Origin of the sequence: Sphingomonas psychrotolerans (genome assembly GCF_002796605.1) — a bacterium.
GTDB classification, from domain to species: Bacteria; Pseudomonadota; Alphaproteobacteria; order Sphingomonadales; family Sphingomonadaceae; genus Sphingomonas; species Sphingomonas psychrotolerans.
The window spans coordinates 1,487,939-1,510,596 of sequence record NZ_CP024923.1 but is presented as its reverse complement, the minus strand read 5'-3'; the positions used below and the strand labels follow the sequence as shown (position 1 = coordinate 1,510,596).

Below are 22,658 nucleotides of genomic sequence, written 5' to 3'. Positions count from 1 at the left end.
CCCCGGAGGGCGGCCGTTTGAAAGTTTTAGGAGAGGATGCCTGAAAGGCCTGATCCTTCTGCAGCGCGGCGGGATATGCTGCAAGTGCGAAATGATACCGATACCATTGCAGAAAATGCAACCGTACAACGCTGTCACTTGCGCGGCGAGCATGTTGGCAGCACGGTGAGGCATGCCGAAGACGCTAAAACTCGACGAATTTTTGCCCTATCGACTCTCGATCGCATCCAACACGGTGTCGGATGCGGTTGCCAGCGCCTATCGGACGCTCTTCGGTCTGCGCATCCCCGAGTGGCGGCTGGTGGCGGTGCTGGCCGAAGGCGGGGCGATGAGCCAGCAGGCTTTATGTGGGCGCACGCGGATGGACAAGGTGACGGTTAGCCGCGCCGCGATCGCGCTGGCCGAGCGCGGGCTGATCCAGCGCGGCGCCAATCCCGACGATCAACGCTCGCACCTGCTGACCTTGTCGCAACAAGGCTGGGCGCTCTACGAGCAGGTCGCGCCCAAGGCGCTCGAGTTCGAGCAGCGCATCTTCGATACGCTGTCCGACACGGAGCGGACCCAGCTGCGTGCGATGCTCGAACGGATCGAGGTCGCGGCGATCGCGCTCGATCGCGGGGTTGATTAGCGGCGCTTCGCCCGATAGGTCGCGCATGCCCTCCCCAGGCACGTTAGTGATGTTGCCAGGAGGAGTTTGCATGTCCGCTACTGTCGATCGCGCCGGCCTGAAGGTTGCCGATATTCTCGCGCGCTTCGTCGAGACTCGCGTGCTGCCGGAGCTGGCGATCGAGGCGGGGGCCTTCTGGGCGGGCGCGGCGGATATCTTCGCGCGCTTCGCACCCGAGAACCGCGCATTGCTGGCGAAGCGCGACGTGCTCCAAACCAAGATCGACGCATGGTGCGAAGCCGATCCGCGCGGCGCGGCCGATCCCGCGGCGCAAGAGGCGTTCCTGCGCGAGATCGGCTATCTCGTCCTTGAGCCGGCGCCCTTCACGATCGGCACGACCAATGTCGACGACGAGATCGCGCGGATGGCCGGCCCCCAGCTGGTGGTGCCCGCGCTCAATGCCCGCTTCGTGCTCAACGCTGCCAATGCGCGCTGGGGCAGCCTCTACGACGCGCTCTACGGCACCGACGCGCTGCCGGGCGCAGCGAAGTCGGGTGGCTATGATCGCGAGCGCGGCGCGCGGGTGATTGCGCGGGCCAGGGCGTTTCTCGACGAAGCGGTGCCACTCGCCGAGGGGAGCTGGACAGATCTGAGCGACACGCCGGTGCTTCGCGATCCGGCGCAGCAGATCGCGCCGTGGCTCTATCGCCACCATGGACTGCACATCGAAGTGGTGGTCGACCGCACGCACCCGATCGGGCGGGACGATCCGGCCGGGATCGCCGATGTGCGGCTCGAGGCGGCGCTCACCACCATCGTCGATCTTGAGGATTCGATCGCCGCGGTCGATGCCGAGGACAAGGTCGCGGCTTATACCAACTGGCTCGGTCTGATGCGTGGCGATCTCGAGGAGCGGTTCGACAAGGGCGGCCAGACCGTCACTCGGAAGCTCAATCCCGATCGTGGCGATCTGGCCGGGCGCGCGCTGCTGTTCGTGCGCAATGTCGGCCACCTGATGACCACTCCGGCAATGCTGCTCGCTGACGGACAGGAGGCGCCGGAGGGCATTCTCGACGCGATCGTCACCAGTCTGATTGCGCTGTATGACCTGCGCGGGCTGGGCAGGCATCGCAACAGCCGTGCCGGATCGATCTACATCGTCAAACCCAAGATGCACGGCCCCGAGGAATGCGGGTTCACCGATCGGCTGTTCGACGCGGTCGAGGATCTGCTCGGCCTCGCGCGGCACACAATCAAGGTCGGCGTGATGGATGAGGAGCGGCGCACCTCGGCCAATCTCGCGGCGTGCATCCACGCAGTGAAGGACCGCATCGCCTTCATCAACACCGGCTTCCTGGATCGCACCGGCGACGAGATCCACACCAGCATGCGCGCCGGCCCGATGGTCCCCAAGAGCGAGATGAAGGCGTCCAGCTGGATCAAGGCCTATGAGGACCGCAACGTCCGCATCGGTCTCGCCTGCGGGCTGACGGGCAAGGCGCAGATCGGCAAGGGCATGTGGGCCGCGCCCGACCGGATGGCCGACATGCTCGCGCAGAAGGGCGCGCACCCGGAGTCAGGCGCTAACACCGCCTGGGTGCCGTCGCCGACTGCCGCGACGCTCCACGCGCTCCACTATCACCAGACCGACGTGTTCGCCCGCCAGCGCGAAATCGCGGCCGAGGCCGTGCCCGGGTTGGCGCCGCTGCTGACGATTCCGGTGGCACAGGGGCGCAATTGGTCGCCCGAGGAGATCGCCCGCGAGCTCGACAACAACGCGCAGGGCATTCTCGGCTATGTCGTGCGCTGGATCGATCAGGGCGTCGGCTGCTCGAAGGTCCCCGATATCCACGATGTGGGACTGATGGAGGATCGCGCGACCTTGCGCATCTCGTCGCAGCATATCGGCAATTGGCTGCTCCACGGCGTGGCACGCGAGGTCGATGTCGAGGCGGCGCTGCGGCGGATGGCGGCCAAGGTCGACGCGCAGAACCAGGGCGATCCGCACTACCGGCCGATGGCGGGCCGCGAGCAGGAGAGTCTCGCCTTTCAGGCGGCGCGCGCGCTGGTCTTCGAAGGCGCGGCACAACCGGCCGGCTATACCGAACCGCTGCTCCATCGCTTCCGGGCGCGCGCAAAACTCGGCTAGCCGCTGATTTTGCTGGCGAATCGCACCCAAGGGGAGCCAAAGGGTCAATGGGTCGTTACGGAAGCGAGAGGGCCGGCGTTCGCGGCTCCGAGGAGGCGCGTGCGCAAAGGGGTGAAAGCGGTCTGGATTGCCGCGCTGGCGGGGAGTGCATTCCTGCCGGGCGTGGCGTGCGCGCAGGTATCTGATCCGAAGCCGGGGCAGGGCGCGCCGGTATCACTGCCCAACCCAGAGCCGGTGCAGACCGCGCCGCAGGACGATGCGATCGTCCCCGATGCCGAATTCGAGGCGGCGATCCCCAAATTGAGCGACGACATCAACGCGCCGCTGGAGCCGATGCAGGACTTCGGCAAGCCGCAGGTGACCCAGCCCGCCACCCCGGGCGCGGTGGCCGATCAGATCGAGAGTTTCCCGCCGCCTGCCGCCGAGGATCCGGCTCTCGCCGAGCCGCTGATCCCGCTCGCCCAGTTCAAGGTCGAGCCGGTCTTGATCGAGGGAGTAGACGACGAGAAGATCGCCTCGATCCGTTACACCACAACAGTGGAAGGGCTCGACAAGATCGGACTCGAAGGCCGGTTCCGTGCTCTCTCGGCGCTCGAGGACGGCGACGGCAAGGCGGCCAATGCGACGATGGTCGCGGCGCGGGCGCGGGAGGACGAACGTCTCGCGCTCCGGCTGATGCAGTCGCTCGGCTATTATGACGGCACCGCGCTCTCCACGCTCGAGCAGAGCCCGAAGAATTCCGGCAATGTCCGCGCGACGATCACCGCAACGCCCGGCCCGCTCTACCGGCTGGGCGAGGTCAGGATCGTTGGCGATCCCACCGTCCCGGCCGGGCTGCTCGACAAGGAACTCAACCTCAACCCCGGCGATCCGATCCAGGCCGAACGCATCCAGGGCGCCGAGGCCAATGTCAGCCTGCGGCTCCCGCAACAGGGCTATCCCTTCATCAAGCTCGGCGAGCGCGACATCCTGCTCGACGAAGAGACCCAGCGCGGCGATTACACCCTGCCGGTCGATCTGGGACCGCGCTCCTCGTTCGGCGCGATCGTCACCGAGGGGCGCCGCCCGGTGTTCGAAGTCGACCACCTCGAACTCCTTCGCCGCTACAAGCCCGGCCAGATCTACGACACCCGCAAGGTCGACGATCTGCGCGAGGCGCTGATCGCCACCAGCCTGTTCTCCACCGTCTCGGTCGAGCCGGTGCGTACCGGCCAGCCCGGCCCAAACGGCACCGAAGTGGTGAATCTGCTCGTCCGCCAGAATCGCGGGCGCCCGCGCACGCTCGCCGGCGAGATCGGCTACAGCACCGGGCAGGGCTTCCGCGCCGAGGGCACATGGACCCACCGCAACCTGTTCCCGCCCGAAGGCGCGCTGATCGCCAGCGCCGTGCTGGGCACGCAGGAGCAAGGCGTCTCGGGCACCTTCCGCCGCTCGAACGCGGGCCAGCGCGACCGCACCTTCCAGGTTCAGGCCGCAGTCAACCATTCGGATTATGCCGCGTTCGAATCCTATACCGGCACGCTCGCGGTGCGCTGGTCGCGCGATTCGACGCCGATCTGGCAGAAGCGCTGGACCTATTTCTACGGGGCCGAACTCGTCGGGTCGAACGAGGACCAGTATAATTTCAACAAGGGCGCGCGCGATCGCGGTACGTGGCTGATTGCAGCGCTGCCGGGCTTCGTCGGCTATGATGCGTCGGACAATCTGCTCAATCCGACGCGCGGCTTCCGGATCAAGGCCAATGCCAGTCCCGAGACTTCGGTGCGCGGCCGGGCGCGGCCTTATGCGCGGCTGATGCTCGAAGGCACGGCTTATTATCCGGCCTCTTCCAGCATCGTCGTCGCCGGCCGTGCGCGGATCGGCTCGATCCCCGGCATCGCGCGCAACGATCTTCCCCCGTCGCGGCGTTATTATGCCGGCGGCGGCGGATCGGTGCGCGGCTTCGGCTACCAAGAGCTCGGCCCGCGCTCGCCCGACGGCCGCCCGGTTGGGGGACGCAGCCTCAACGAGTTCGCTATCGAGGCGCGCTATCGCTTCGGCAATTATGGAATCGTGCCGTTCATCGATGCCGGGCAGGTCTATGAAGGGCTCTACCCAACCGGCAAGAACATGCGCTTCGGCGCCGGGATCGGCGGACGGCTCTATACCAATTTCGGGCCGTTGCGGGTCGACGTGGCCACCCCGATTGCGCGCAAGCCGGGTGAATCCAAGGTCGCGCTCTACATCTCGATCGGACAGGCATTCTGATGGCGTCCGATCTTCCCGAGACCGAAATCACAGACGAAGGCCAGGCCCCGGTGACGCACGTCGTCTACCGGCCGCCTGTGTGGCAGCGCATCGTCAAATGGGGCGCGATCGCGATCGGTACGCTCGCATTGCTCGCCGGGCTGTTGGTGATCGGGATCAATACGCAGCCGGGCCGCAATTTCGTCGCCCAGCAGCTGAACAAGTTGACGCTCGCCTCGGGGCTCAACTTCCGGGTCGGGCGGATCGAGGGTTCGCTCTACGGGGCGTTGATCCTGCGTGATGTCGAAGTGCGTGACACGCAGGGTATTTTCGCGACCTCGAAGGAAGTCGCGCTCGACTGGCGGCCGCTCGCCTATCTGCGCAACCATGTCGACATCCGCAGCCTGACCAGCCCTGAGGTGCGGCTTCTGCGGCTGCCGGCGCTCAAGCCTTCCACCGATCCCAGCGGGCCGCTGCTTCCTGATCTCGACATCGACATCGCCCGGCTCGACGTGGCGCGGATCGACATCTCTCCGTCGATCGACGGCCAGCGGCACATCGGCCAGTTGCGGGGCACTGCGCATATCGCCGGCGGGCGCGCGCAACTGGTGCTGAACGGGGGGACGATCTCGGCTCCGGGCGTGCCTGGGGGAGATGCCCTCGCGCTCAAGCTCGACGCGGTGCCCGAGCAGAACAAGCTCGACATCGATTTGCGGGTCAACGCTCCGGTCAACGGCTTCGTCACCGGCGTTGCCGGGCTCGATCGTCCGCTGGCGGTCACCGTGGGCGGGCGCGGCAGTTGGCAGAGCTGGCGCGGACAGGCGATCGGCACTTTGGGCGGCCGGCGCATTGCCGATCTGGCGGTGACTGCGCAGAATGGCCGCTTCCAGCTGCGCGGACCGACCTGGCCCGGCGTCTATATGACTGGCCCGGTCGAGCGGCTGGCGTCGCCGCAGCTCGACGTCGCGCTCGATGCGGTCTGGCGCGATCGTGCCGCGAACGGTGAGCTCAAGCTGCATTCGAAAGCGCTGTCGGTCGAGGCCAAGGGGATCGTTGACCTCGGTCAGAACCGCTTCCGCAATCTCAATGTGGACGCGATTTTGCTCACCCCCGGCGCGATTGCCCCCAATCTCAACGGACGTTCGGTGCGCGCTGCGCTCGCGCTCGACGGGCCATTCAACGCGCCGGTGGTCGACTACAAGATCAGGGCAGCGTCGCTCGGCTTCGGCGAGACCGTCGTCGAGAATCTGTACGCCGAAGGCCGTGCGCGGGTCGACGCCGATCGCATTCTGATTCCCGTGCGCGCCCGGGCGGCGCGCGTGAGCGGGCTCAATGCCGCCGCAGGCGGGCTCGTGACCAACCTGACCGTTGCCGGCGATCTCGCAATCTCGGGCGCGCAGATCCTGTCCGACAATCTCCGCCTGCGTTCGGACCGCGTCGACGCGACTGCGATCATCGCCGCCGATATGAGTACCGGTCGTTATACCGGCGCGATCAAGGGCCGGATCAACGATTACGCGATCAACGGCGTCGGCGTGGTCGATCTCAAGACCGACGCCGAATTGTTCGCCGCGCCCGGCGGCGGCTGGGGCATTCGCGGGCACGTCGCCGCCGAGACGCGCAAACTGAGCAACGAGAGCGTGCGCGACTTCCTCGGCGGCAATGCGGTGGCCTCGGCGCGGGTCACGCTCGATCCCAAAGGCATCGTCGCGTTCAACGATATCCGCATGCGCGCACCGCAATTCCGCGTGCTGCGCGGCTCCGGGCGTTATGATCCAGCCGGCCCGATCCTGATCAACGCCGATGCGATCTCCACGCTTTACGGCCCGCTCAGCGCGCGGGTGACCGGCACGATGACTGCGCCCCAAGTGCTGCTGCGCGCGGCGCGGCCGGGGTTGGGCGTGGGACTGGTCAATCTCGAGGCGCGGGTGCGCGGGCGCGGCAACGCTTATGCGATCCTCGCCAGCGGCGGCTCCGATTATGGTCCATTCACTGCCGACGTCCTCGTCCGCAATGGCGCCACGCTCGCGGTGGACATCAACACCGCGCGCTTCGCCGGGATGGATATCGCCGGCAAGCTTCAACAGACGCGCGCCGGCCCGTTCGCGGGAACGTTGCGCTTCGAAGGCTCGGGCGTGGTGGGCAGCGCCGAGGTTGCCGCGCAAGGCAGGTTCCAGCGCGCCGATTTGCGGGCGCGGGCGTTCAACGCCACGATTCCCGGCGATGCGGGGCTGACCATCGGCCGGGGATTGATCTCGGCGAGCATCGTGCTCACCGAAACGCCACAGATTATCGCCGACGCCCAGATCGCCAATCTGCGCAGCGGTCAGTTCGTGCTCAAGACGGCGCGGGCGAAGATCGACTATCAAGGCGGCAGCGGCACCGCCCAGGCGGTCGCCACCGGATCGTCGGGCGTGCCGTTCCAGATCGCCGCCAATGCCCGGCTCTCGCCGAAGCAATGGCTGGTCGCGCTGCAGGGGCAGGGGAGCGGAATTCGCTTTCACAGCGTCAATCCGGCGCGGATCGACATCGCGAAGGGCGTTTACCGGCTGCAGCCCACCCAGATCGACTTCGATCAGGGCAGTGCGCGGATCGCCGGCAGCTATGGCAATGGCATCGCGCTGCAGGCGCGGCTCGACAAGCTCGACCTTGCCGTGGTCAACGGCTTCATGCCGGGGATCGGTGTGGGCGGGACGGCCACCGGCAGCCTCGATTTCGCTCAGCCCAATCCGGGCGCCTTCCCGAGCGCCGACGCCCGGCTCGAGATCGACGACTTCACCCGCTCGAGCCTTGCGACGGTGTCGACTCCGGTCGATGTCAGCTTCGTCGGCAAATTGCTCCCCGATGGCGGCGACGCGCGGGCGCTGATCAAGCGCGGCACGACCACGATCGGCCGGGTCGTCGCCACGATGCGACCGCTCGGGCCGGGCGCCGGCACGTGGACCGCGCGGCTGATGGGCGCGCCGCTCTCCGGCGGTATCCGCTATAATGGCCCGGCCGCGGTGCCTTTCTCGCTCGCGGGCCTGTCGAACCAGCATCTGGCGGGGCCGATCGGCATCGCCGCCGACTTCTCCGGCCGAGTCAACGATCCGCGGCTGGTCGGCGTCGTCCGCGGCGAGAATTTGACTTATGGCAACGAGACCTATGGCACCCAGATCACCAATCTGAAGATCGATGGCCGTTTCTCCGACAATGAGCTGATCCTCGAACAGGCGAGCGGACGCGCGGGCGAGGGGACAGTCACGGCGCAAGGGCGCATCGGCCTGTCGGCGGTCAACGGCTATCCGATGAGCCTGACCGCCGATTTCAACAATGCTCGGCTCGCGCGCAGCGACGCGCTGGGCGCCACCGCTACCGGCAAGATCACCATCACCAAGAACCCGCAGGTCTCGAAGATCGAGGGTCGGCTGACGATCCCAGAAGCCAAATACGAGATCATCCGCCAGGGCGCGGCCGAGATCCCCGAACTCACCGGCATCCGCCGCAAGAGCCAGCTTGTCGATAATGCACAGGCCGCGGCAAAACCGGCACGTGCGATGGGGTTGTTCGATCTCGATCTGCGTCTCGTTGCCGACAACCGGATCTTCTTGTCCGGCATGGGGCTCGAATCCGAATGGAGCGCGCGCATCACCGTGCGCGGCACGACCGCCGCGCCTGAGGTCCGCGGGACTATGGAGATCGAGCGCGGTACCTACAGCTTCGCCAGCCGTCGCTTCGAGATCACCCGGGGGACGATCCGCTTCCAGGGAAGTCAGATCTCCAATCCGACGATCGACATCGCGGCAACGACGACGGCTGAAGGAGTCACCGCGATCCTCAACGTGTCGGGAACCGCGCTGCGCCCGCAGATCGCGTTCACTTCGAACCCCAGCCTGCCGCAGGAGGAAGTGCTGGCGCGGCTGTTCTTCGGCACCAACGTGACCAATTTGTCCGCGACCGAGGCGATCCAGCTCGCCGCGGCGGTCAATTCACTGAGCGCATCGGGCGGCGGGCTCAATCCGCTCGGCAAGCTCAAATCGGCAACGGGCATCGATCGGCTGCGCATCCTCGGCGCTGACGATGCCAGCGGCCGCGGCACTTCGCTCGCCGCGGGCAAATACATCACCGACGACATCTATATCGAGATCATCACCGATGCCCGCGGCTTCACTGCCACCCAGCTCGAGATCGCTCTCACCCGCGCGCTGAGCCTGCTTTCGCAGACCGGCTCGTTCGGCGGATCGAGCGTCAGCCTGCGCTATTCGCGCGACTATTGAGGGTGGTAGATTAGTCGAATCCTCAAAGCAGTCAGCGCAATTCCCGACGATCAGAATTCGGATTGGGAAGATATCGACGCTATCCGGTTGCAATAGGCTTGGTAGTGCGGCATCTTCTGCCTTTGAAGGCGGGGGGTATAGCATGCCTTTTCTTCAGGATATAAAGCAGTTCATCTGGCCTTCCGCTGTTACGCTCAATGACGATCAGCGTAAGCACGTATCGCATACAGAGTGGTCGCTAAGTCAAGAACGCGAGTTCATGGAAGGTCTCGTCTACAAGCGGCTGACATTGTTCCTCACTGTCGCGGGTGCGTTGATAACCGGAGCGATAAGCCTGCGCGACAGTCCTGGGATTGCCACGGCACTGCTGCTTGTCGGGACGATCCTCTGCTGGGTTTTGCAGCAAACGGTGCATCGGGCACAGTTGAAGCTGGATATCATCCTGCAGATCCTGTTCGCCGATGACACGCACCCGACGGGCAGAGTAAACACTATCTACACCGACAAGAATCGTGTGCGCCTGATCGGAGTCGCCGTGCCCTCCGCCATCTGTCTGCTCCTGACCGTGTTGACGACAGCAGGGGCGGCGGTCACAGCGGACTGGATCGACCTGCCGTCTGCGGAGGAGCCGCGACCCGGATGCCGATCCGGAAAGACCTGAAGAACAGCGTCTGAAAAAGCTTGGTCCGCCTATTTACATTGGTGTAAGCAGGCGTCCGGAGGGCCTGATGAGCGAGCATTTCGATGTCGTGGTGGTGGGGGCCGGGATCTCCGGCATCGGCGCGGGATATCACCTGCAGGCGAACAGCCCGACACGCAGCTATGTGATCCTCGAGCGCCGCGACCGGCTGGGCGGAACGTGGGATTTGTTTCGCTATCCCGGCATCCGCTCGGATTCGGACATGTACACGCTCGGCTTCTCGTTCAAGCCGTGGACCGAGGCCAAGGCGATCGCCGACGGCCCGGCGATCCTGCGCTATCTGGACGAGACCGCGCGCGAATATGGCGTCGATCGCCACATCCGCTATCGCCATGGCGTAAAGCGCGCCGACTGGTCGAGCGCCGATGCGCGCTGGACGGTGGTGGCGGACCGCGACGGCGCGGAAGTCACCTTCACCTGCGCGTTCCTGTTCATGTGCAGCGGCTATTATAACTACGCGCGTGCCTACACACCCGACTTCCCCGGGATCGAGGATTTCCAGGGCCGCATCGTCCATCCGCAATTCTGGAGCGACGACGTGGACTATGCCGGCAAAAACGTCGTCGTGATCGGCAGCGGCGCGACTGCAGTGACCTTGGTGCCCGAACTCGCCAAAGCGGCGGCGTCGGTGGCGATGCTGCAGCGCTCGCCTACCTATATCGTCGCGCGGCCATCGGAGGATGGCATCGCCAACTGGCTGCGCAGCAAGCTGCCGGCGAAGACCGCTTACGGTCTGACGCGCTGGAAGAATGTGCTGCTTCAGCAATATTTCTTTCGGGCGATGCGCAAGCATCCCGACAAGGCGAAGAAGGCGCTGGTCGACATGGTGCGCAAGGAGTTGCCCGGGCACGACGTCGATACCCACTTCACGCCGCGCTACAATCCGTGGGACCAGCGGCTCTGCCTCGTACCCGATGCGGATCTGTTCGCCTCGATCCGCGAAGGAAAGGCGAGCGTCGTCACCGACACGATCGATCGCTTCACCGGGACCGGGATCCGGCTTGCCTCGGGCAAGGAGCTCGAGGCGGATCTGGTGGTGACGGCCACGGGCCTGGAGATCCAGCTGCTTAGCGGCATGCCGATCACCGTCGACGGCAAGCTGTTCGAGCCGGCGAAGCACATGACCTACAAGGGCATGATGTTCTCCGACGTGCCCAATTTCGCGATCTCGTTCGGCTATACCAACGCCAGCTGGACGCTGAAGGCGGATCTGACGGCCAAATATATAACCCGATTGCTCAACGCGATGCACAAGCGCGGAATGCGCCAGGTGACGCCGCGGCTGGCCGCGCCGGTCGAGGAGGCGCCGTTCCTCGAATTCACTTCGGGCTATGTCCAGCGCGCCGCCGCGCAATTGCCGCGCCAAGGTTCGCGAAAGCCGTGGCGAGTGCATCAGAATTACACGCTCGATCTGATGGCGCTCAAATATGGCGGGATCGATCAGGAGATGGAATTCTCCAACCCCGAACCGGGCGCACGCCGCGCGGCCTAGGCGAGCAACGCCCGCGCGGCGGCGACGCCGGTCTTGTACGCGCCGTGCACCGTCGAGAATTCGGCCGGTGAGCACGCCTCGCCGGCGAAGCGAATGCGCGGATCGACCGGCTCCGCGAGCACATGCCGCGCGTCGGCATGGCCCGGCAGCGCGTGGCTGTAGCCGCCGAGGATATGATCAGCGCGTCCCCAGGCCGAGCCGGCGATCAGCCGGAGCCGCTTGCGCCAGTCGTTCCCGAGCAGCGCGCAGAGCTCGCCGATCGCGAAGTGCGCGACACCGTCGAGGCCTTCCGCCTCCGCCACCGTCGCGCCTTCGCCGCCGAACATCGCCTCGATCACGGGACGTCCGAACGGGCGCAGCGTGTAGGTGCCGGTGACTGCCGTGCGCGGATTGCCGAGCAGGTGTCCGTTCTCCGGAAGCTCCGCGCCGTCGTCGAGCGCGAGGAACAACTTGTCGGCAAGCCCCAGCGGCAGGCATGTGGCCGCGTGCAGCACGGGATCGAGCGCTGCATCGAACCGGATCGCGCCGCGCGCCAACACGTTGGTCGAGACGGTGACGATCGCCGAGCGCGCTTGCAGCGTGCCGCCCGATGTAGCGATGCGGAGCAGCGCATCGCCGCCCTCGATCGCCGTCACCGGAGTCGAAAGCGCCACCCGCAGCCCGGCGCCATGTGCGGAGACCAATGCGCCATAGCCGTCGCGTACTCGCCAGTCGGTCTCGGTCGCCGCGTCGTCATAAGCGAGGAAATCGCGGACCGAGACTTCGGCATTGCTCGCGCCGTTGATGTAGCCGCTCAGCGCGTCGAGATAGCCGTTCCACTCGCAGTCCGGCAACAGCGCGTCGGCGGCGCGATCGCTTGCGGGCGGATTGTCGCGCATGCGGCGGACGAATGCCGCGAACGCCGCGCCTGCCGCCTGCTGCTCGGCCACGGCGAAGCCGAGCGCGCGCCATTGCTCGCGCCAGCGCGGCAGCGTGCGATCGACGGTAAAGCCGCTCGCTTCGGCGATCGCGACCCACGGATTATGTTCGGCCGAATGCAGCCAGCCGGCGCCGAGATCGAGCGGCAGGCCTGCCAGATGGACCGTCTGCGCGCGTCCACCAAGCCGGTCGCTCGCCTCGAGGATCAGGGTCTCCACACCGGTGTCGGCAAGCGTGCGGGCGGCAGCGACCCCCGCCGCACCGCCGCCGATGACTGCAACTTCCACTTCGCGCATCGCCGCTCAACGCGCTTCAGTCGCCGCGGCTCCGCAGCAATGCCGAGCGCAGACATTCGCAGACCAGTTCGCCGCGCTGATTGTGCATCTGGTGCCGCCAGGTGACGATCCCCTGGCCCGGCCGCGATTTGCTCGCGCGCATCTCGGTCACTTCCGAAGAGGCGCGCAACGTGTCGCCGAGGAAAACCGGCCTGGGCATCACGAGCTTGTCATAGCCGAGATTGGCGACGAGCGTCCCCGCGGTGGTGTCGCCGACGGTGATCCCCACCATCAGGCTGAAGGTGAAGGTGCCATTGACGAGGATCTGCCCGAACTCGCTCGCGCGCGCCGCCTCTGCGTCGATGTGGAGCGGCTGGGTGTTATGGGTCAGCGTGGAGAACAGCAGATTGTCGGTCTCGGTGACCGTGCGGCGCAGGCTGTGCTCGACTCGGTCGCCGACTTGCCATTCGTCGTAGAAACGTCCGGCCATCACTGCGACTCCCGTAGCTTGAGCTTGAAGCCGACATGGCTCTTTGCCCAGCCAAGTCGTTCGTAGAAGCGATGCGCGTCGGTGCGCGTACTGGACGAAGTGAGCTGGACCAGCAGACAATCGCGCTCGCGGCAGCGCGCCACCGCCCAGGCGATGAGTTGCTCGCCATAGCCGCGTCCGCGCAGATCGCGGGCGATGCGCACCGCCTCGATCTGGCCGCGCCACGCGCCGCGGAACGACAGACCGGGGAGGAAGTATAGCTGCAGCGTCCCAACCACCCGCCCTTCCAGCTCGGCCGCGACGAGCAATTGGTCGGGGTCAGCGGCGATCGCGTCGAAGGCAGCGCGATAGCGCGGATCGGCGGGGCCGGTCTCGCGACCGGCTGGAAGGGTGTCATCGGCGAGCATCGCGAGGATCGCCGGCAGATCGTCGAGGCGGGCAGGGCGGATGGTCAGCGTCATTCCTGCGCGCGTTCTTGAGACTTGTGGTGCACCGTTCCTGTAACCTTCTTTTTCGTCATCCCGGCGTTCGCCGGGATGACGGCTAGCGTTCGGCCTTGTCCACTTTTACCAGCAGCGCGCCTTCGCTGACTTGTGCGCCGATTTCGGCATTGAGTTCGGTCACGGTCCCGTCGAACGGCGCGGTGAGGCTGTGCTCCATCTTCATCGCTTCTAGCGTGACGAGGCGCTGGCCTTGGGTGACGGTGTCGCCGGGGGCGACTTCGACCGCGGTGATGCGGCCCGGCATCGGGGCGAGGATGGCGCCGTTGGCGGCAACGGCGCCGCCGTGCGCGCCCGTCGAGGCGGGGAAGGAAAAGAGATGCGGCGCGAGGCCATCCTCCGCCTGAACCCAGACACTGTCGTGTTCGATATCGTAGCGGTCCGGTTCGACCGGGCCGGTGGCATCGAGGTCGATGTCCAGGGTTTCACCATCGACCGCGAGCCTGACGGTGCGATTGGGCGCGGCGTTCAGGCGGAAGCCGAACAGCGGGTTCCAGGCCGTGGAAGGGGACGCCACCCATTCGCGATCCCCGTTGCTCGAAAGGACCGGCTGTTCGGCGATCGGCTTGTCCGGATGTGCGAGAAGCAGCACGGCTCCGGCGGAAAGCACGCGGGCGTCGGGCACTTCGCGCTCGACCAGATTGTCGAGCTTGCGCTCGATCAGCCCGGTATCGACGTCGCCGGCGGCGAATTCCCGAGCTGCCAGCAGCCGCGCCATGAACTCGGCATTGGTGCGGACCGGCTGAATTCGGACCTCCCGGCACGCATCGAAGAGCTTTACGCGCGCCTCCTCGCGGTCGCTCCCGTGCACGACGAGCTTGGCGATCATCGGATCGTAGAAGGAACTGACTGTGCCGCCTTCGATGACGCCGGTCTCGATGCGGATGCCAAAGGGAAGCATGAAATGATTGAGCCGCCCGATGCTCGGGAGAAAGCCCTTGGCCGGATCCTCGGCATAGAGCCGCGCTTCCATGGCGTGGCCGTGGATCCAAAGGTCCTCCTGCTGTCTCGGCAACGGCTCGCCGCTCGCCACGCGCAGCTGCCACTCGACCAGATCCTGCCCGGTGATCTCTTCGGTTACCGGATGCTCGACCTGCAGCCTTGTGTTCATCTCCATGAACCAGATGCGGTCGGCGCGCAGGCCTTCGCTGGCATCGGCGATGAACTCGATCGTGCCGGCGCCGACATAATCGACCGCCTTGGCCGCCCGCACCGCGGCGGCGCAGATCGCCTCGCGCGTCGCCTCGTCCATGCCGGGGGCGGGGGCTTCCTCGATTACCTTCTGGTGCCGGCGCTGGAGCGAGCAGTCGCGCTCGAACAGATGGACGACGTTGCCATGGCTGTCGCCGAACACCTGCACTTCGATGTGGCGCGGCGACAGGATGTATTTCTCGATCAGCACGCGATCGTCGCCGAACGAGGAGGCGGCCTCGCGCTTGCACGACTGCAGCATTTCGGAAAATTGCTGCGCAGCATCGACGCGCCGCATGCCCTTGCCGCCGCCGCCCGCGACTGCCTTGATCAGCACCGGATAGCCGATCGCGTCGGCCTCGTTTGCGAGCCGTTCGGGCGACTGGTCTTCGCCGAGATAGCCGGGCGTGACCGGCACGCCGGCGGCGATCATTCGCGCCTTGGCGGCGTCCTTGAGGCCCATCGCGCGGATGCTGTCGGGGCTAGGGCCTACCCAGATCAGCCCGGCGTCGATCACAGCCTGCGCGAAGTCGGCGTTCTCGGAGAGGAAGCCATAGCCGGGATGGATCGCTTGCGCGCCAGTCGCCTTCGCGGCGGCGATGATCTTGTCGCCGACCAGATAGCTCTCGCGCGCCGGGGAGGGGCCGATGTGCACCGCCTCGTCCGCCTGCCGCACGTGCAGCGCCTTCGCGTCGGCATCCGAATAGACCGCGACCGTGCGGATGCCCATTTCCCGCGCGGTGCGGATGATGCGGCAGGCGATCTCGCCGCGATTGGCGATGAGCAGCGATTCGATCATTGCGGAAGCCCCAGCGTGGAGTTCATCGAGCGCCATTGCACGAAAATCGGAAACGCCCGGCCCGCCAGGAATGTGGCAAAAAGCTCCGCGGCCTGTTTCAGGAGAAGCCATTCATCCGCCCGAAGCGCGATCTCACCGGCACCCGACCGGATCTTCGCGCCGTCCTCATAAGGGCGGCGGCCCGATTCTGTGTGCGCACGCCAATGGCGGAGCGGCGAAACCTCGCGCCTTTCCACTACGCACCACGGACGGCCTCCGGCGACCTGGAGGTAATTGCCCGCTTCATCGGTGAGCGAAGCGAAACCGGGTTTGGGCGACGCAAGCGAAGTGACAAGATCGCGAACCTGCGCCTCGCTCGGCCGCGCGATCGGAGCCATGCCTTCGCCCTCGAGGATCATAGATGCCGCTCCGGAAAGCCGTGACGCTCGGCAAGCGCGGCGAGCAGTGCTTCGATTTCGTTGACGAAACCAGAGCTTCCGTCCTTCTTTGGCCAGACGAGTGCGGGCAGGTTCTGGTTAGCCTCGCCGATCGCCGCAACGACTGCCGCGCGCGGCCGAGGCCAGGGCACGCGGACTATTTCGATAGCGGCGGCGCGCTCGGGGAAAGTCGCGAGCAGGCCCTCGATCGTCATGCAATCCTTGCAATAGAAGACACGTTCGCCGCCCAGTGCGGGATCGGCGAATTCGTGCTCGAGCAGAAAGAGCGTGTCGCGGCTCATTGCGCCGGGCAGCCCGTGGTGCGCGAGGTCCAGGCGAGGTTGGCGATCTTCCACTGGCCGTCGACGCGGACGAGGCTGAAATGGTCGACCCCGCAATGGCTGGGTTTGCCATCGAGCAGGAAGACATAGTCGCCCCACACCATCGCGATGTCGCCGTCGATCTCGATCGCCGGGGCGGGCATGCGCTCCTCGTAACGCTCGGGGCCGGGCTTGATGCCCGCGGTCCAGTCGGCGAATTTCTGCTGGCGGATCGTCTTGTTGCCGTCGGGTTTGTCGACGGCGACGGTGATCCCGCCCTCGCCGTACAAGGTCGCCGCCATCGCCGCGCCATCGCGCTGCGCGAGACCAGCAAACAGCGCATTGATCGGGGCGAGCACGGCGGCTTCCTCGGTGCCGGGCGGGGGAGGGCGGTGCCCTTGACGATGGGGGCGACCGGGGTGGTCTGCGCGAGCGCGGGCAGCGGGGTGAGGAGGGCCAAGGCGAGGAGGAGGGGACGCATGGAATTCTCCGTCATTTGCTCAGCAGGGATAGGCTGTGCGGAGTGGGTCAAGAATGGTCATCGCGGGCGGGTTTTGCCATTTGGTCGATTTCTCCCGGAGATGCGTGACGACCTTGTTCAACAGCTCTATCTCGGCCCTTGTAAGCTGTCCGCTGCCGTTCGTTAGACCAGTGTTGCAAGCCTCACGCGATCGCATCAGGTCATTCGCTCCCGCAAAGATCAGTCCGCCAAGTTCCTGAGCGCCTTTGACTTCAGTTTGGCTCGGCTCGATGGGCCAGAGCAGGATTCCCTTGACGAAGCCCCCGCGTCGGGAACTCGACCAGTCGTCATAGCGCATGACCTTAGCAAGCGCGTCGGCGCGTTGTGCGATGCCAGCGCGGGTTTCCAAGGGCGCGCTGACTGGGGTGACGTTGTAGAGACGTAAGCCAAAATAGCCGACCGTGACAATCGCGGCGGCGATGAAGGGTGTGAAGTGTCTAGCCGTCCGTTGCCAAGGCCTTTTGCCGGCATCGCGATCGAGTTGGGCGAGAATATCGCCGCGGATCTCTTCGTAGACCGGTTGCCAACCGGCGTCAGAAAGTGCGGCAATATTATTGATTTCCTCCGAGACAAGTCTCGCGGATTCTTCAGGCGAATGCCCTTCCTTCAGCAGGCGATAGACGAAGGTCCGCGTTGCGCTGTTATATTTGGTCGTAAGGTCATTGCGTTCCTTCAAGCCCTGCGTATCCAGATACCCGCCATATTGGCCCAGCTCGACGGCCAGATTGATCAGGGTATGATAGTCCCTCTGCATTTTCCCACTTCCCCCCCGAAGATTCGCTGAACCTATGTTCCGAGACTCACATCCGAAACACCCCGAACGCCGGGCGTTCGGGGATCGGGGCGTTGAGCGTCGCTGCAAACGCCAGCCCCAACACATCGCGCGTCTGCGCCGGATCGATGATCCCGTCGTCCCAGAGCCGCGCGGTGGCGTGCCACGGATTGCCTTCGTCCTCGTAGCGCTGGCGGATCGGGGCCTTGAACGCCTCGGCCTCCTCGGGAGTCCATTTTTCGGCATCGCGGTGGACCGTCGCCAGTACGCTCGCCGCCTGCTCGCCGCCCATCACCGAGATCCGGCTGTTGGGCCAGCTGAACAGGAAGCGCGGCGAATAGGCCCGTCCGCACATCCCGTAGTTGCCCGCACCGAAGCTGCCGCCGATCAGAACGGTGATCTTGGGCACCGTCGCGGTGGCGACCGCCGTGACCAGCTTCGCACCATGTTTCGCAATGCCTTCGGCCTCGTACTTGCCGCCCACCATGAACCCCGAAATGTTCTGGAGGAACAGCAAGGGAATGCGCCGCTGGCAGGCGAGTTCGATGAAGTGCGCGCCCTTTTGCGCGCTCTCCGAGAACAGGATGCCGTTATTGGCGATGATCCCGACCGGCATGCCCCAGATATGCGCGAAACCGCAGACCAGCGAGGTGCCGTAGAGCGCCTTGAACTCGTGGAATTCGCTGCCATCGACCAGCCGCGCGATCACTTCGTGGACATCATAGGGCGCACGAACATCCTCGGGGACGATTCCATACAGCTCTTCGGGCGCATATTTCGGCGGACGCGGGTCGAGTAGCGCGATGTCGGGCGTGCGGTCAGCGGGCAGGTGGCTTACGATATCGCGGACGATGGTCAGCGCGTGCTCGTCATTCTCGGCGACGTGATCGACCACGCCGGACTTGCGGCCGTGCAGGTCGCCGCCGCCGAGATCCTCGGCGGTGATCACTTCGCCGGTCGCGGCTTTCACCAGCGGCGGGCCGGCGAGGAAGATCGTGCCCTGGTTTCGGACGATGACGCTCTCGTCGCTCATCGCGGGGACGTAGGCGCCACCCGCGGTGCAACTGCCCATCACGCAGGCGATCTGCGGGATGCCGAGCGCCGACATATTGGCCTGGTTGAAGAAGATCCGCCCGAAATGGTCGCGGTCGGGGAACACATCGGCCTGGTGCGGCAAATTGGCGCCGCCCGAGTCGACCAGATAGATGCACGGCAGCCGATTGGCCTCGGCGATCTCCTGCGCGCGGAGATGCTTTTTGACCGTCATCGGATAGTAAGTGCCGCCTTTCACCGTCGCGTCGTTGCACACGATCATGACGGTGCGGCCTGAGACGCGGCCGATCCCCGCGATCATCCCCGCGCCGGGCACCTCGCCTTCGTACATGTCGCACGCGGCGAGCTGGCCGATCTCGAGGAACGGGCTGCCCGGATCGAGCAACCGTTCGACGCGTTCGCGCGGCAAGAGCTTGCCGCGACTGGTGTGGCGTTCGCGCGAAGCCTGCGAACCGCCGAGCGCCGCTTTGGCGACGTCGGCGCGCAGCCGCTCGGCCAGCGCGCGATTATGCGCGGCGCGGGCGCGAAATTCCTCTCCTTCGGGCGACACCTTCGAGTCGAGCACCGGAGCGCTCATTAGGGCATCCTTCCTGTCCTAGTTTTGCTCTGCCTACACCGCGTTCCGCCGCTTGGGAAGACTGGCGCGCGCAGCGATGGCGGAGTAGCACCCACGGCGTTCGACTTGACCAGGAGAGCCCTAAGGTGACGACTCGCGCGGCCTTGTTCGCACTGCTTCTCGCAACCGCTGCCTGCACCCCCGGGGGCAGTAACCCTGGCAACACCGCCGCGCAGGCGGGCGCCGGGATCGGAGTCGACGTCGCGGGGCTGAACAAGCAAGTGAAGCCCGGCGACGATTTCGACGAATATGCCAATGGCGGTTGGCGAGCGCACACCGAGATCCCGGGCGATCGCTCCAGCACCGGCGTGTTCCTCGAAGTGTTCAACAAGGCGGAAGCGAACAACGCCGCGATCGTTCAGGCCGCGCTCAAGGCCAATGCCGCGCCCGGCACCGATCAGCGTCGCATCGCCGACTGGTACAACGCCTTTACCGACACCGCCGCGATCGAATTGCGCGGGCTGGCGCCCCTCGGCGCCGAAATGGATGCGATCGCCACACTCAGGGACAAGAAAGCGCTGTCGACGATGCTCGGCGCCAATATCCGCGCCGATGTCGACCCGCTCAACGCGACCAATTTCGAGACCGCGAATCTGTTCGGCCTGTTCGTAAGCCAGGCGCTCGATCGCCCCGACACCAATATACCCTATCTGCTGCAGGGCGGGCTCGGGCTGCCCGAGCGCGATTATTATCTCTCGGATAAGCCCGAGATGGCGACGATCCGCGACCAGTATCGCGCCTATATCGGCAAGCTGCTCAGCCTCGCCAACATCACCGAGCCCGATGCCCGGGCGCAGCGCGTGTTCGAGCTCGAGAGCAAGATCGCCCGCGCGCATACCGACATCGTCACCAGCCAGGACATCCACAAGGCGAACAACCCGTGGAAGAAGGCCGATTTCGCGAGGAAGGCGCCGGGGATCGACTGGGACGCCTTCTGGACTGCGGCAGGGCTAAGCGGGCAGCAGGATTTCATCGTCTGGCATCCGCAGACGGTCGCGGCGATGGCGAAGCTGGTCGCGAGCGAACCGCTCCAGGCCTGGCAGGACTGGCTGACCTTCCACCGCATCGACGAAGTGACCGATGTGCTCCCCGCCGCCTTCGACCAGGCGCATTTCGAGTTCTTCCGGCACACCCTCAACGGCCAGCCCAAGCCGCGCCCGCGCGACAAGCGCGCGATCGGATCGATCGATACGTGGCTCGGCGACGCGGTCGGCCAGCTCTATGTGAAGGATTATTTCCCCGCCTCGTCCAAGGCCGACATCCAGACGATGGTGAAGGGGATTCTCGCCGCGTTCGACAAGCGCGTCGCGGCGCTGCCATGGATGGCCGAGCCGACCAAGGCCGAAGCGCGCAAGAAGATCGCCGGGATGCAGGTCGGAATCGGTTATCCGGAGACCTGGCGCAGTTACGCCGGGCTAGAAGTGAAGGCCGATGATCCGGTCGGCAATCTGCGCCGCGCGCAGCTCGCCGAATATCGCCACCAGCTCGCCAAGCTCGGCAAGCCGGTGGATCGCGGCGAATGGTGGATGACTCCGCAGACCGTCAACGCAGTCAATCTGCCGCTGCAAAACGCGCTCAATTTCCCCGCCGCGATCCTGCAGGTGCCGTTCTACGATCCGGGCGCCGATGCTGCGGCCAATTACGGGGCGATCGGCGCGGTGATCGGGCACGAGATCAGCCACAGCTTCGACGATCTCGGCGCGAACTTCGACGCGAGCGGGCGGCTGCGCAACTGGTGGACTCCCGCCGATCTCGCGCGCTTCAAGGCGAGCGGCAAGGCGCTGGCGGCACAATATGACGCTTATGAAGCGCTGCCGGGGCTGCACCTCAAGGGCCAGCAGACGCTCAGCGAGAACATCGCCGACGTCGCCGGGCTCACCGCGGCGTACGAGGCCTATCGTGCTTCGCTGGGCGGCAAGGAGCCGCCGGTGATCGGCGGGCTGACCGGCGATCAGCGCTTCTTCCTCGCTTATGCCCAGGCGTGGCGCGATAAATCGCGCGAACAGGCGCTGCGCGCGCGGATCGCCACCGATGCCCATGCGCCGGCCCGCTGGCGTGCCCAGACGGTGCGCAATCTCGATGCCTGGTATCCGGCGTTCGGCGTGGCGGCGGGGCAGAAATTGTTCCTGACGCCCGAGCAGCGCGTGAAGGTCTGGTAAGGAGAGGCGGCGATGCGGGGGATCAAGTTCGTCGCGGCGACGGCTGCGCTGTTGCTGGTAGCGGCCGCGCCGGCGGGCGACCGCTGGACCCGCGCCTGGACCGCTAGCATGTGGCAGGCGCCCGCCGATCAGGTGAAGACGCTCGGCAATGTCACGATCCGCTCGGCGGTGCGGGTCGGAGCGGGCGGGGGGCAACTCCGGCTGCGGCTCGCCAATGACTACGGGTCGGCGCTGACGATCGGCGCCGCGACCGTGCGGCTCCCCGGCGGCAAGGCGGTACGGGTGACTTTTGGGGGACAAGCCTCGGTGCGCGTCCCCGAGGGTGCGCCTTTGGTCAGCGATCCGGTGGCGCTGCCGGTCAAGGCGTTCGACCTGGTCGAGGTGTCGCTGTTCTTTCCCGAGGCCGTCCAGCCCAACACGGTCCATGACGTAGTCGGGCAGCAGACTTTGATCTCCGCGCCCGGCGATCATACCGCCGAGGATTTCGTGCCGGCGGAAAAGTGGCGGCTGCGCCCGCTGATCGCCGGGCTCGACGTGCTGAGCGAGAAGCCGCGCCCGGTGATCGTCGCGTTCGGTGATTCGATCACCGACAATGTCGGTTGCGCCAACGATGCGATGCCGCGCTGCCGCTGGGGCGACGTCCTCGCGCGGCGGCTGGCGGCGGCGGGAAAGCCGCATGTGGTGGTGACGCAGGCGATCTCGGGCAATCGCATCCTCGCGCACGGCACTGGCCCGAGCGCGCTGGCACGCTTCGACCGCGACGTACTCGCGGTGCCGGGCGTCAGTCATGTCGTGCTGCTGGAAGGGATCAACGATATCGGCAATTCGGGGCGCGAAGTGAATGGCACGGTGCGCCCGACGATCACCGGCGACCAGCTCATTTCGGGGTATAAGCAGCTCGCGTTGCGGGCGCACGAGCGCGGGATCAAGGTCTATGCGATGACGATCCTGCCCTATGAGGGCGCGATGTATCAGACGCCCGCGGGCGAGGCGATGCGGGTGCGGGTGAACCAGTGGATCCGCGCCTCGAGGATGTTCGATGCCGTGATCGACATGGAGAAAGTGGTCGCCGATCCCGCCAATCCGAAACGGCTGGCGGCGAAGCTGCAGGGCGGCGACAATCTGCATCCGGATGGACGCGGCGAGACCCTGATGGGCGAAGCGATCGATCTGAAGCTGTTTCGATAAAGTCCCTCTCC

17 protein-coding genes are annotated in these 22,658 nt (G+C 66.0%); 8 read left to right on the top strand and 9 right to left on the bottom strand.

All coding sequences use genetic code 11. The annotated features are described in order from the left end of the window. The first annotated feature begins 172 nt into the window (after positions 1–172). The 6 genes from CVN68_RS06695 (at position 173) to CVN68_RS06670 (ending at position 11,430) form a co-directional block, all read left to right on the top strand. Positions 173–628, top strand: a complete 456-nt coding sequence (locus tag CVN68_RS06695) for a MarR family winged helix-turn-helix transcriptional regulator (protein ID WP_100281502.1) — start codon at positions 173–175, stop codon at positions 626–628. A 70-nt stretch (positions 629–698) separates the two neighbouring features. After that, a complete protein-coding gene (locus CVN68_RS06690; RefSeq protein WP_100281501.1) occupies positions 699–2,756 on the top strand; it encodes a malate synthase G in 2,058 nt (685 codons plus the stop codon). Positions 2,757–2,855: 99 nt separating this feature from the next. After that, positions 2,856–5,003 carry an autotransporter assembly complex protein TamA gene (locus tag CVN68_RS06685; RefSeq protein WP_233503613.1) on the top strand — a complete coding sequence of 716 codons (2,148 nt, stop codon included), beginning with the start codon at positions 2,856–2,858 and terminating at the stop codon, positions 5,001–5,003. Then, positions 5,003–9,238 (top strand): translocation/assembly module TamB domain-containing protein, encoded by a 4,236-nt coding sequence (locus CVN68_RS06680; protein WP_100281500.1) that lies wholly within the window; start codon positions 5,003–5,005, stop codon positions 9,236–9,238. Before CVN68_RS06685 ends, CVN68_RS06680 begins: the two co-directional genes overlap by 1 nt. A gap of 142 nt (positions 9,239–9,380) precedes the next feature. Beyond that, complete coding sequence (locus tag CVN68_RS06675) at positions 9,381–9,899, top strand: hypothetical protein (RefSeq protein WP_100281499.1); 519 nt, start codon at positions 9,381–9,383, stop codon at positions 9,897–9,899. 67 nt (positions 9,900–9,966) lie between these two features. Beyond that, positions 9,967–11,430, top strand: coding sequence for a flavin-containing monooxygenase (locus CVN68_RS06670; protein WP_100281498.1), 1,464 nt, complete (start codon positions 9,967–9,969; stop codon positions 11,428–11,430). On the opposite strand, the gene CVN68_RS06665 is transcribed toward CVN68_RS06670, so the two are convergent. The 9 genes from CVN68_RS06665 to CVN68_RS06625 all read right to left on the bottom strand — a co-directional run bounded on the left by CVN68_RS06665 (position 11,427) and on the right by CVN68_RS06625 (position 19,261). After that, positions 11,427–12,644: a flavin monoamine oxidase family protein gene (locus CVN68_RS06665; RefSeq protein ID WP_100281497.1), complete on the bottom strand. Its 1,218-nt coding sequence runs from the start codon at positions 12,642–12,644 to the stop codon at positions 11,427–11,429. The two genes, CVN68_RS06670 and CVN68_RS06665, sit on opposite strands and share 4 nt — an antisense overlap. Positions 12,645–12,660: 16 nt before the next feature. After that, positions 12,661–13,113, bottom strand: a complete 453-nt coding sequence (locus CVN68_RS06660) for a MaoC family dehydratase (protein ID WP_100281496.1) — start codon at positions 13,111–13,113, stop codon at positions 12,661–12,663. Next, positions 13,113–13,574, bottom strand: coding sequence for a GNAT family N-acetyltransferase (locus CVN68_RS06655; protein ID WP_100281495.1), 462 nt, complete (start codon positions 13,572–13,574; stop codon positions 13,113–13,115). Before CVN68_RS06655 ends, CVN68_RS06660 begins: the two co-directional genes overlap by 1 nt. 82 nt (positions 13,575–13,656) lie before the next feature. Further along, positions 13,657–15,603, bottom strand: a complete 1,947-nt coding sequence (locus CVN68_RS06650) for an acetyl-CoA carboxylase biotin carboxylase subunit (RefSeq protein ID WP_100281494.1) — start codon at positions 15,601–15,603, stop codon at positions 13,657–13,659. Further along, on the bottom strand, positions 15,600–16,001 hold the full coding sequence (locus CVN68_RS06645) for a hypothetical protein (protein ID WP_100281493.1): 402 nt from the start codon (positions 15,999–16,001) through the stop codon (positions 15,600–15,602). Before CVN68_RS06645 ends, CVN68_RS06650 begins: the two co-directional genes overlap by 4 nt. Next, positions 15,998–16,321 carry a DUF3088 family protein gene (locus tag CVN68_RS06640; protein WP_100281492.1) on the bottom strand — a complete coding sequence of 108 codons (324 nt, stop codon included), beginning with the start codon at positions 16,319–16,321 and terminating at the stop codon, positions 15,998–16,000. The genes CVN68_RS06645 and CVN68_RS06640 overlap by 4 nt, the downstream gene beginning before the upstream one ends. After that, positions 16,318–16,698: a nuclear transport factor 2 family protein gene (locus tag CVN68_RS06635; RefSeq protein WP_233503612.1), complete on the bottom strand. Its 381-nt coding sequence runs from the start codon at positions 16,696–16,698 to the stop codon at positions 16,318–16,320. Before CVN68_RS06635 ends, CVN68_RS06640 begins: the two co-directional genes overlap by 4 nt. A gap of 141 nt (positions 16,699–16,839) precedes the next feature. Continuing rightward, positions 16,840–17,613: a hypothetical protein gene (locus CVN68_RS06630; RefSeq protein WP_100281491.1), complete on the bottom strand. Its 774-nt coding sequence runs from the start codon at positions 17,611–17,613 to the stop codon at positions 16,840–16,842. Positions 17,614–17,659: 46 nt separating this feature from the next. Then, positions 17,660–19,261, bottom strand: coding sequence for a carboxyl transferase domain-containing protein (locus CVN68_RS06625; protein ID WP_100281490.1), 1,602 nt, complete (start codon positions 19,259–19,261; stop codon positions 17,660–17,662). 125 nt (positions 19,262–19,386) lie between these two features. Between CVN68_RS06625 and CVN68_RS06620 the strand changes: the two genes are divergently transcribed. Beyond that, positions 19,387–21,459 (top strand): M13 family metallopeptidase, encoded by a 2,073-nt coding sequence (locus CVN68_RS06620; protein ID WP_199560225.1) that lies wholly within the window; start codon positions 19,387–19,389, stop codon positions 21,457–21,459. A gap of 12 nt (positions 21,460–21,471) precedes the next feature. After that, positions 21,472–22,647 carry an SGNH/GDSL hydrolase family protein gene (locus CVN68_RS06615; RefSeq protein WP_100281489.1) on the top strand — a complete coding sequence of 392 codons (1,176 nt, stop codon included), beginning with the start codon at positions 21,472–21,474 and terminating at the stop codon, positions 22,645–22,647. Positions 22,648–22,658: the final 11 nt, after the last annotated feature.

Excerpts from the sequence above, each read along its gene's own strand:
- CVN68_RS06675 (WP_100281499.1), top strand. The coding sequence starts at position 9,381 with ATGCCTTTTCTTCAGGATATAAAGCAGTTCATCTGGCCTTCCGCTGTT.
- CVN68_RS06640 (WP_100281492.1), bottom strand. The coding sequence starts at position 16,321 with ATGAGCCGCGACACGCTCTTTCTGCTCGAGCACGAATTCGCCGATCCC.
- CVN68_RS06630 (WP_100281491.1), bottom strand. The coding sequence starts at position 17,613 with ATGCAGAGGGACTATCATACCCTGATCAATCTGGCCGTCGAGCTGGGC.
- CVN68_RS06695 (WP_100281502.1), top strand. The coding sequence starts at position 173 with ATGCCGAAGACGCTAAAACTCGACGAATTTTTGCCCTATCGACTCTCG.
- CVN68_RS06660 (WP_100281496.1), bottom strand. The coding sequence starts at position 13,113 with ATGGCCGGACGTTTCTACGACGAATGGCAAGTCGGCGACCGAGTCGAG.
- CVN68_RS06690 (WP_100281501.1), top strand. The coding sequence starts at position 699 with ATGTCCGCTACTGTCGATCGCGCCGGCCTGAAGGTTGCCGATATTCTC.
- CVN68_RS06665 (WP_100281497.1), bottom strand. The coding sequence starts at position 12,644 with ATGCGCGAAGTGGAAGTTGCAGTCATCGGCGGCGGTGCGGCGGGGGTC.
- CVN68_RS06670 (WP_100281498.1), top strand. The coding sequence starts at position 9,967 with ATGAGCGAGCATTTCGATGTCGTGGTGGTGGGGGCCGGGATCTCCGGC.
- CVN68_RS06655 (WP_100281495.1), bottom strand. The coding sequence starts at position 13,574 with ATGACGCTGACCATCCGCCCTGCCCGCCTCGACGATCTGCCGGCGATC.
- CVN68_RS06625 (WP_100281490.1), bottom strand. The coding sequence starts at position 19,261 with ATGAGCGCTCCGGTGCTCGACTCGAAGGTGTCGCCCGAAGGAGAGGAA.
- CVN68_RS06645 (WP_100281493.1), bottom strand. The coding sequence starts at position 16,001 with ATGATCCTCGAGGGCGAAGGCATGGCTCCGATCGCGCGGCCGAGCGAG.
- CVN68_RS06615 (WP_100281489.1), top strand. The coding sequence starts at position 21,472 with ATGCGGGGGATCAAGTTCGTCGCGGCGACGGCTGCGCTGTTGCTGGTA.
- CVN68_RS06680 (WP_100281500.1), top strand. The coding sequence starts at position 5,003 with ATGGCGTCCGATCTTCCCGAGACCGAAATCACAGACGAAGGCCAGGCC.
- CVN68_RS06650 (WP_100281494.1), bottom strand. The coding sequence starts at position 15,603 with ATGATCGAATCGCTGCTCATCGCCAATCGCGGCGAGATCGCCTGCCGC.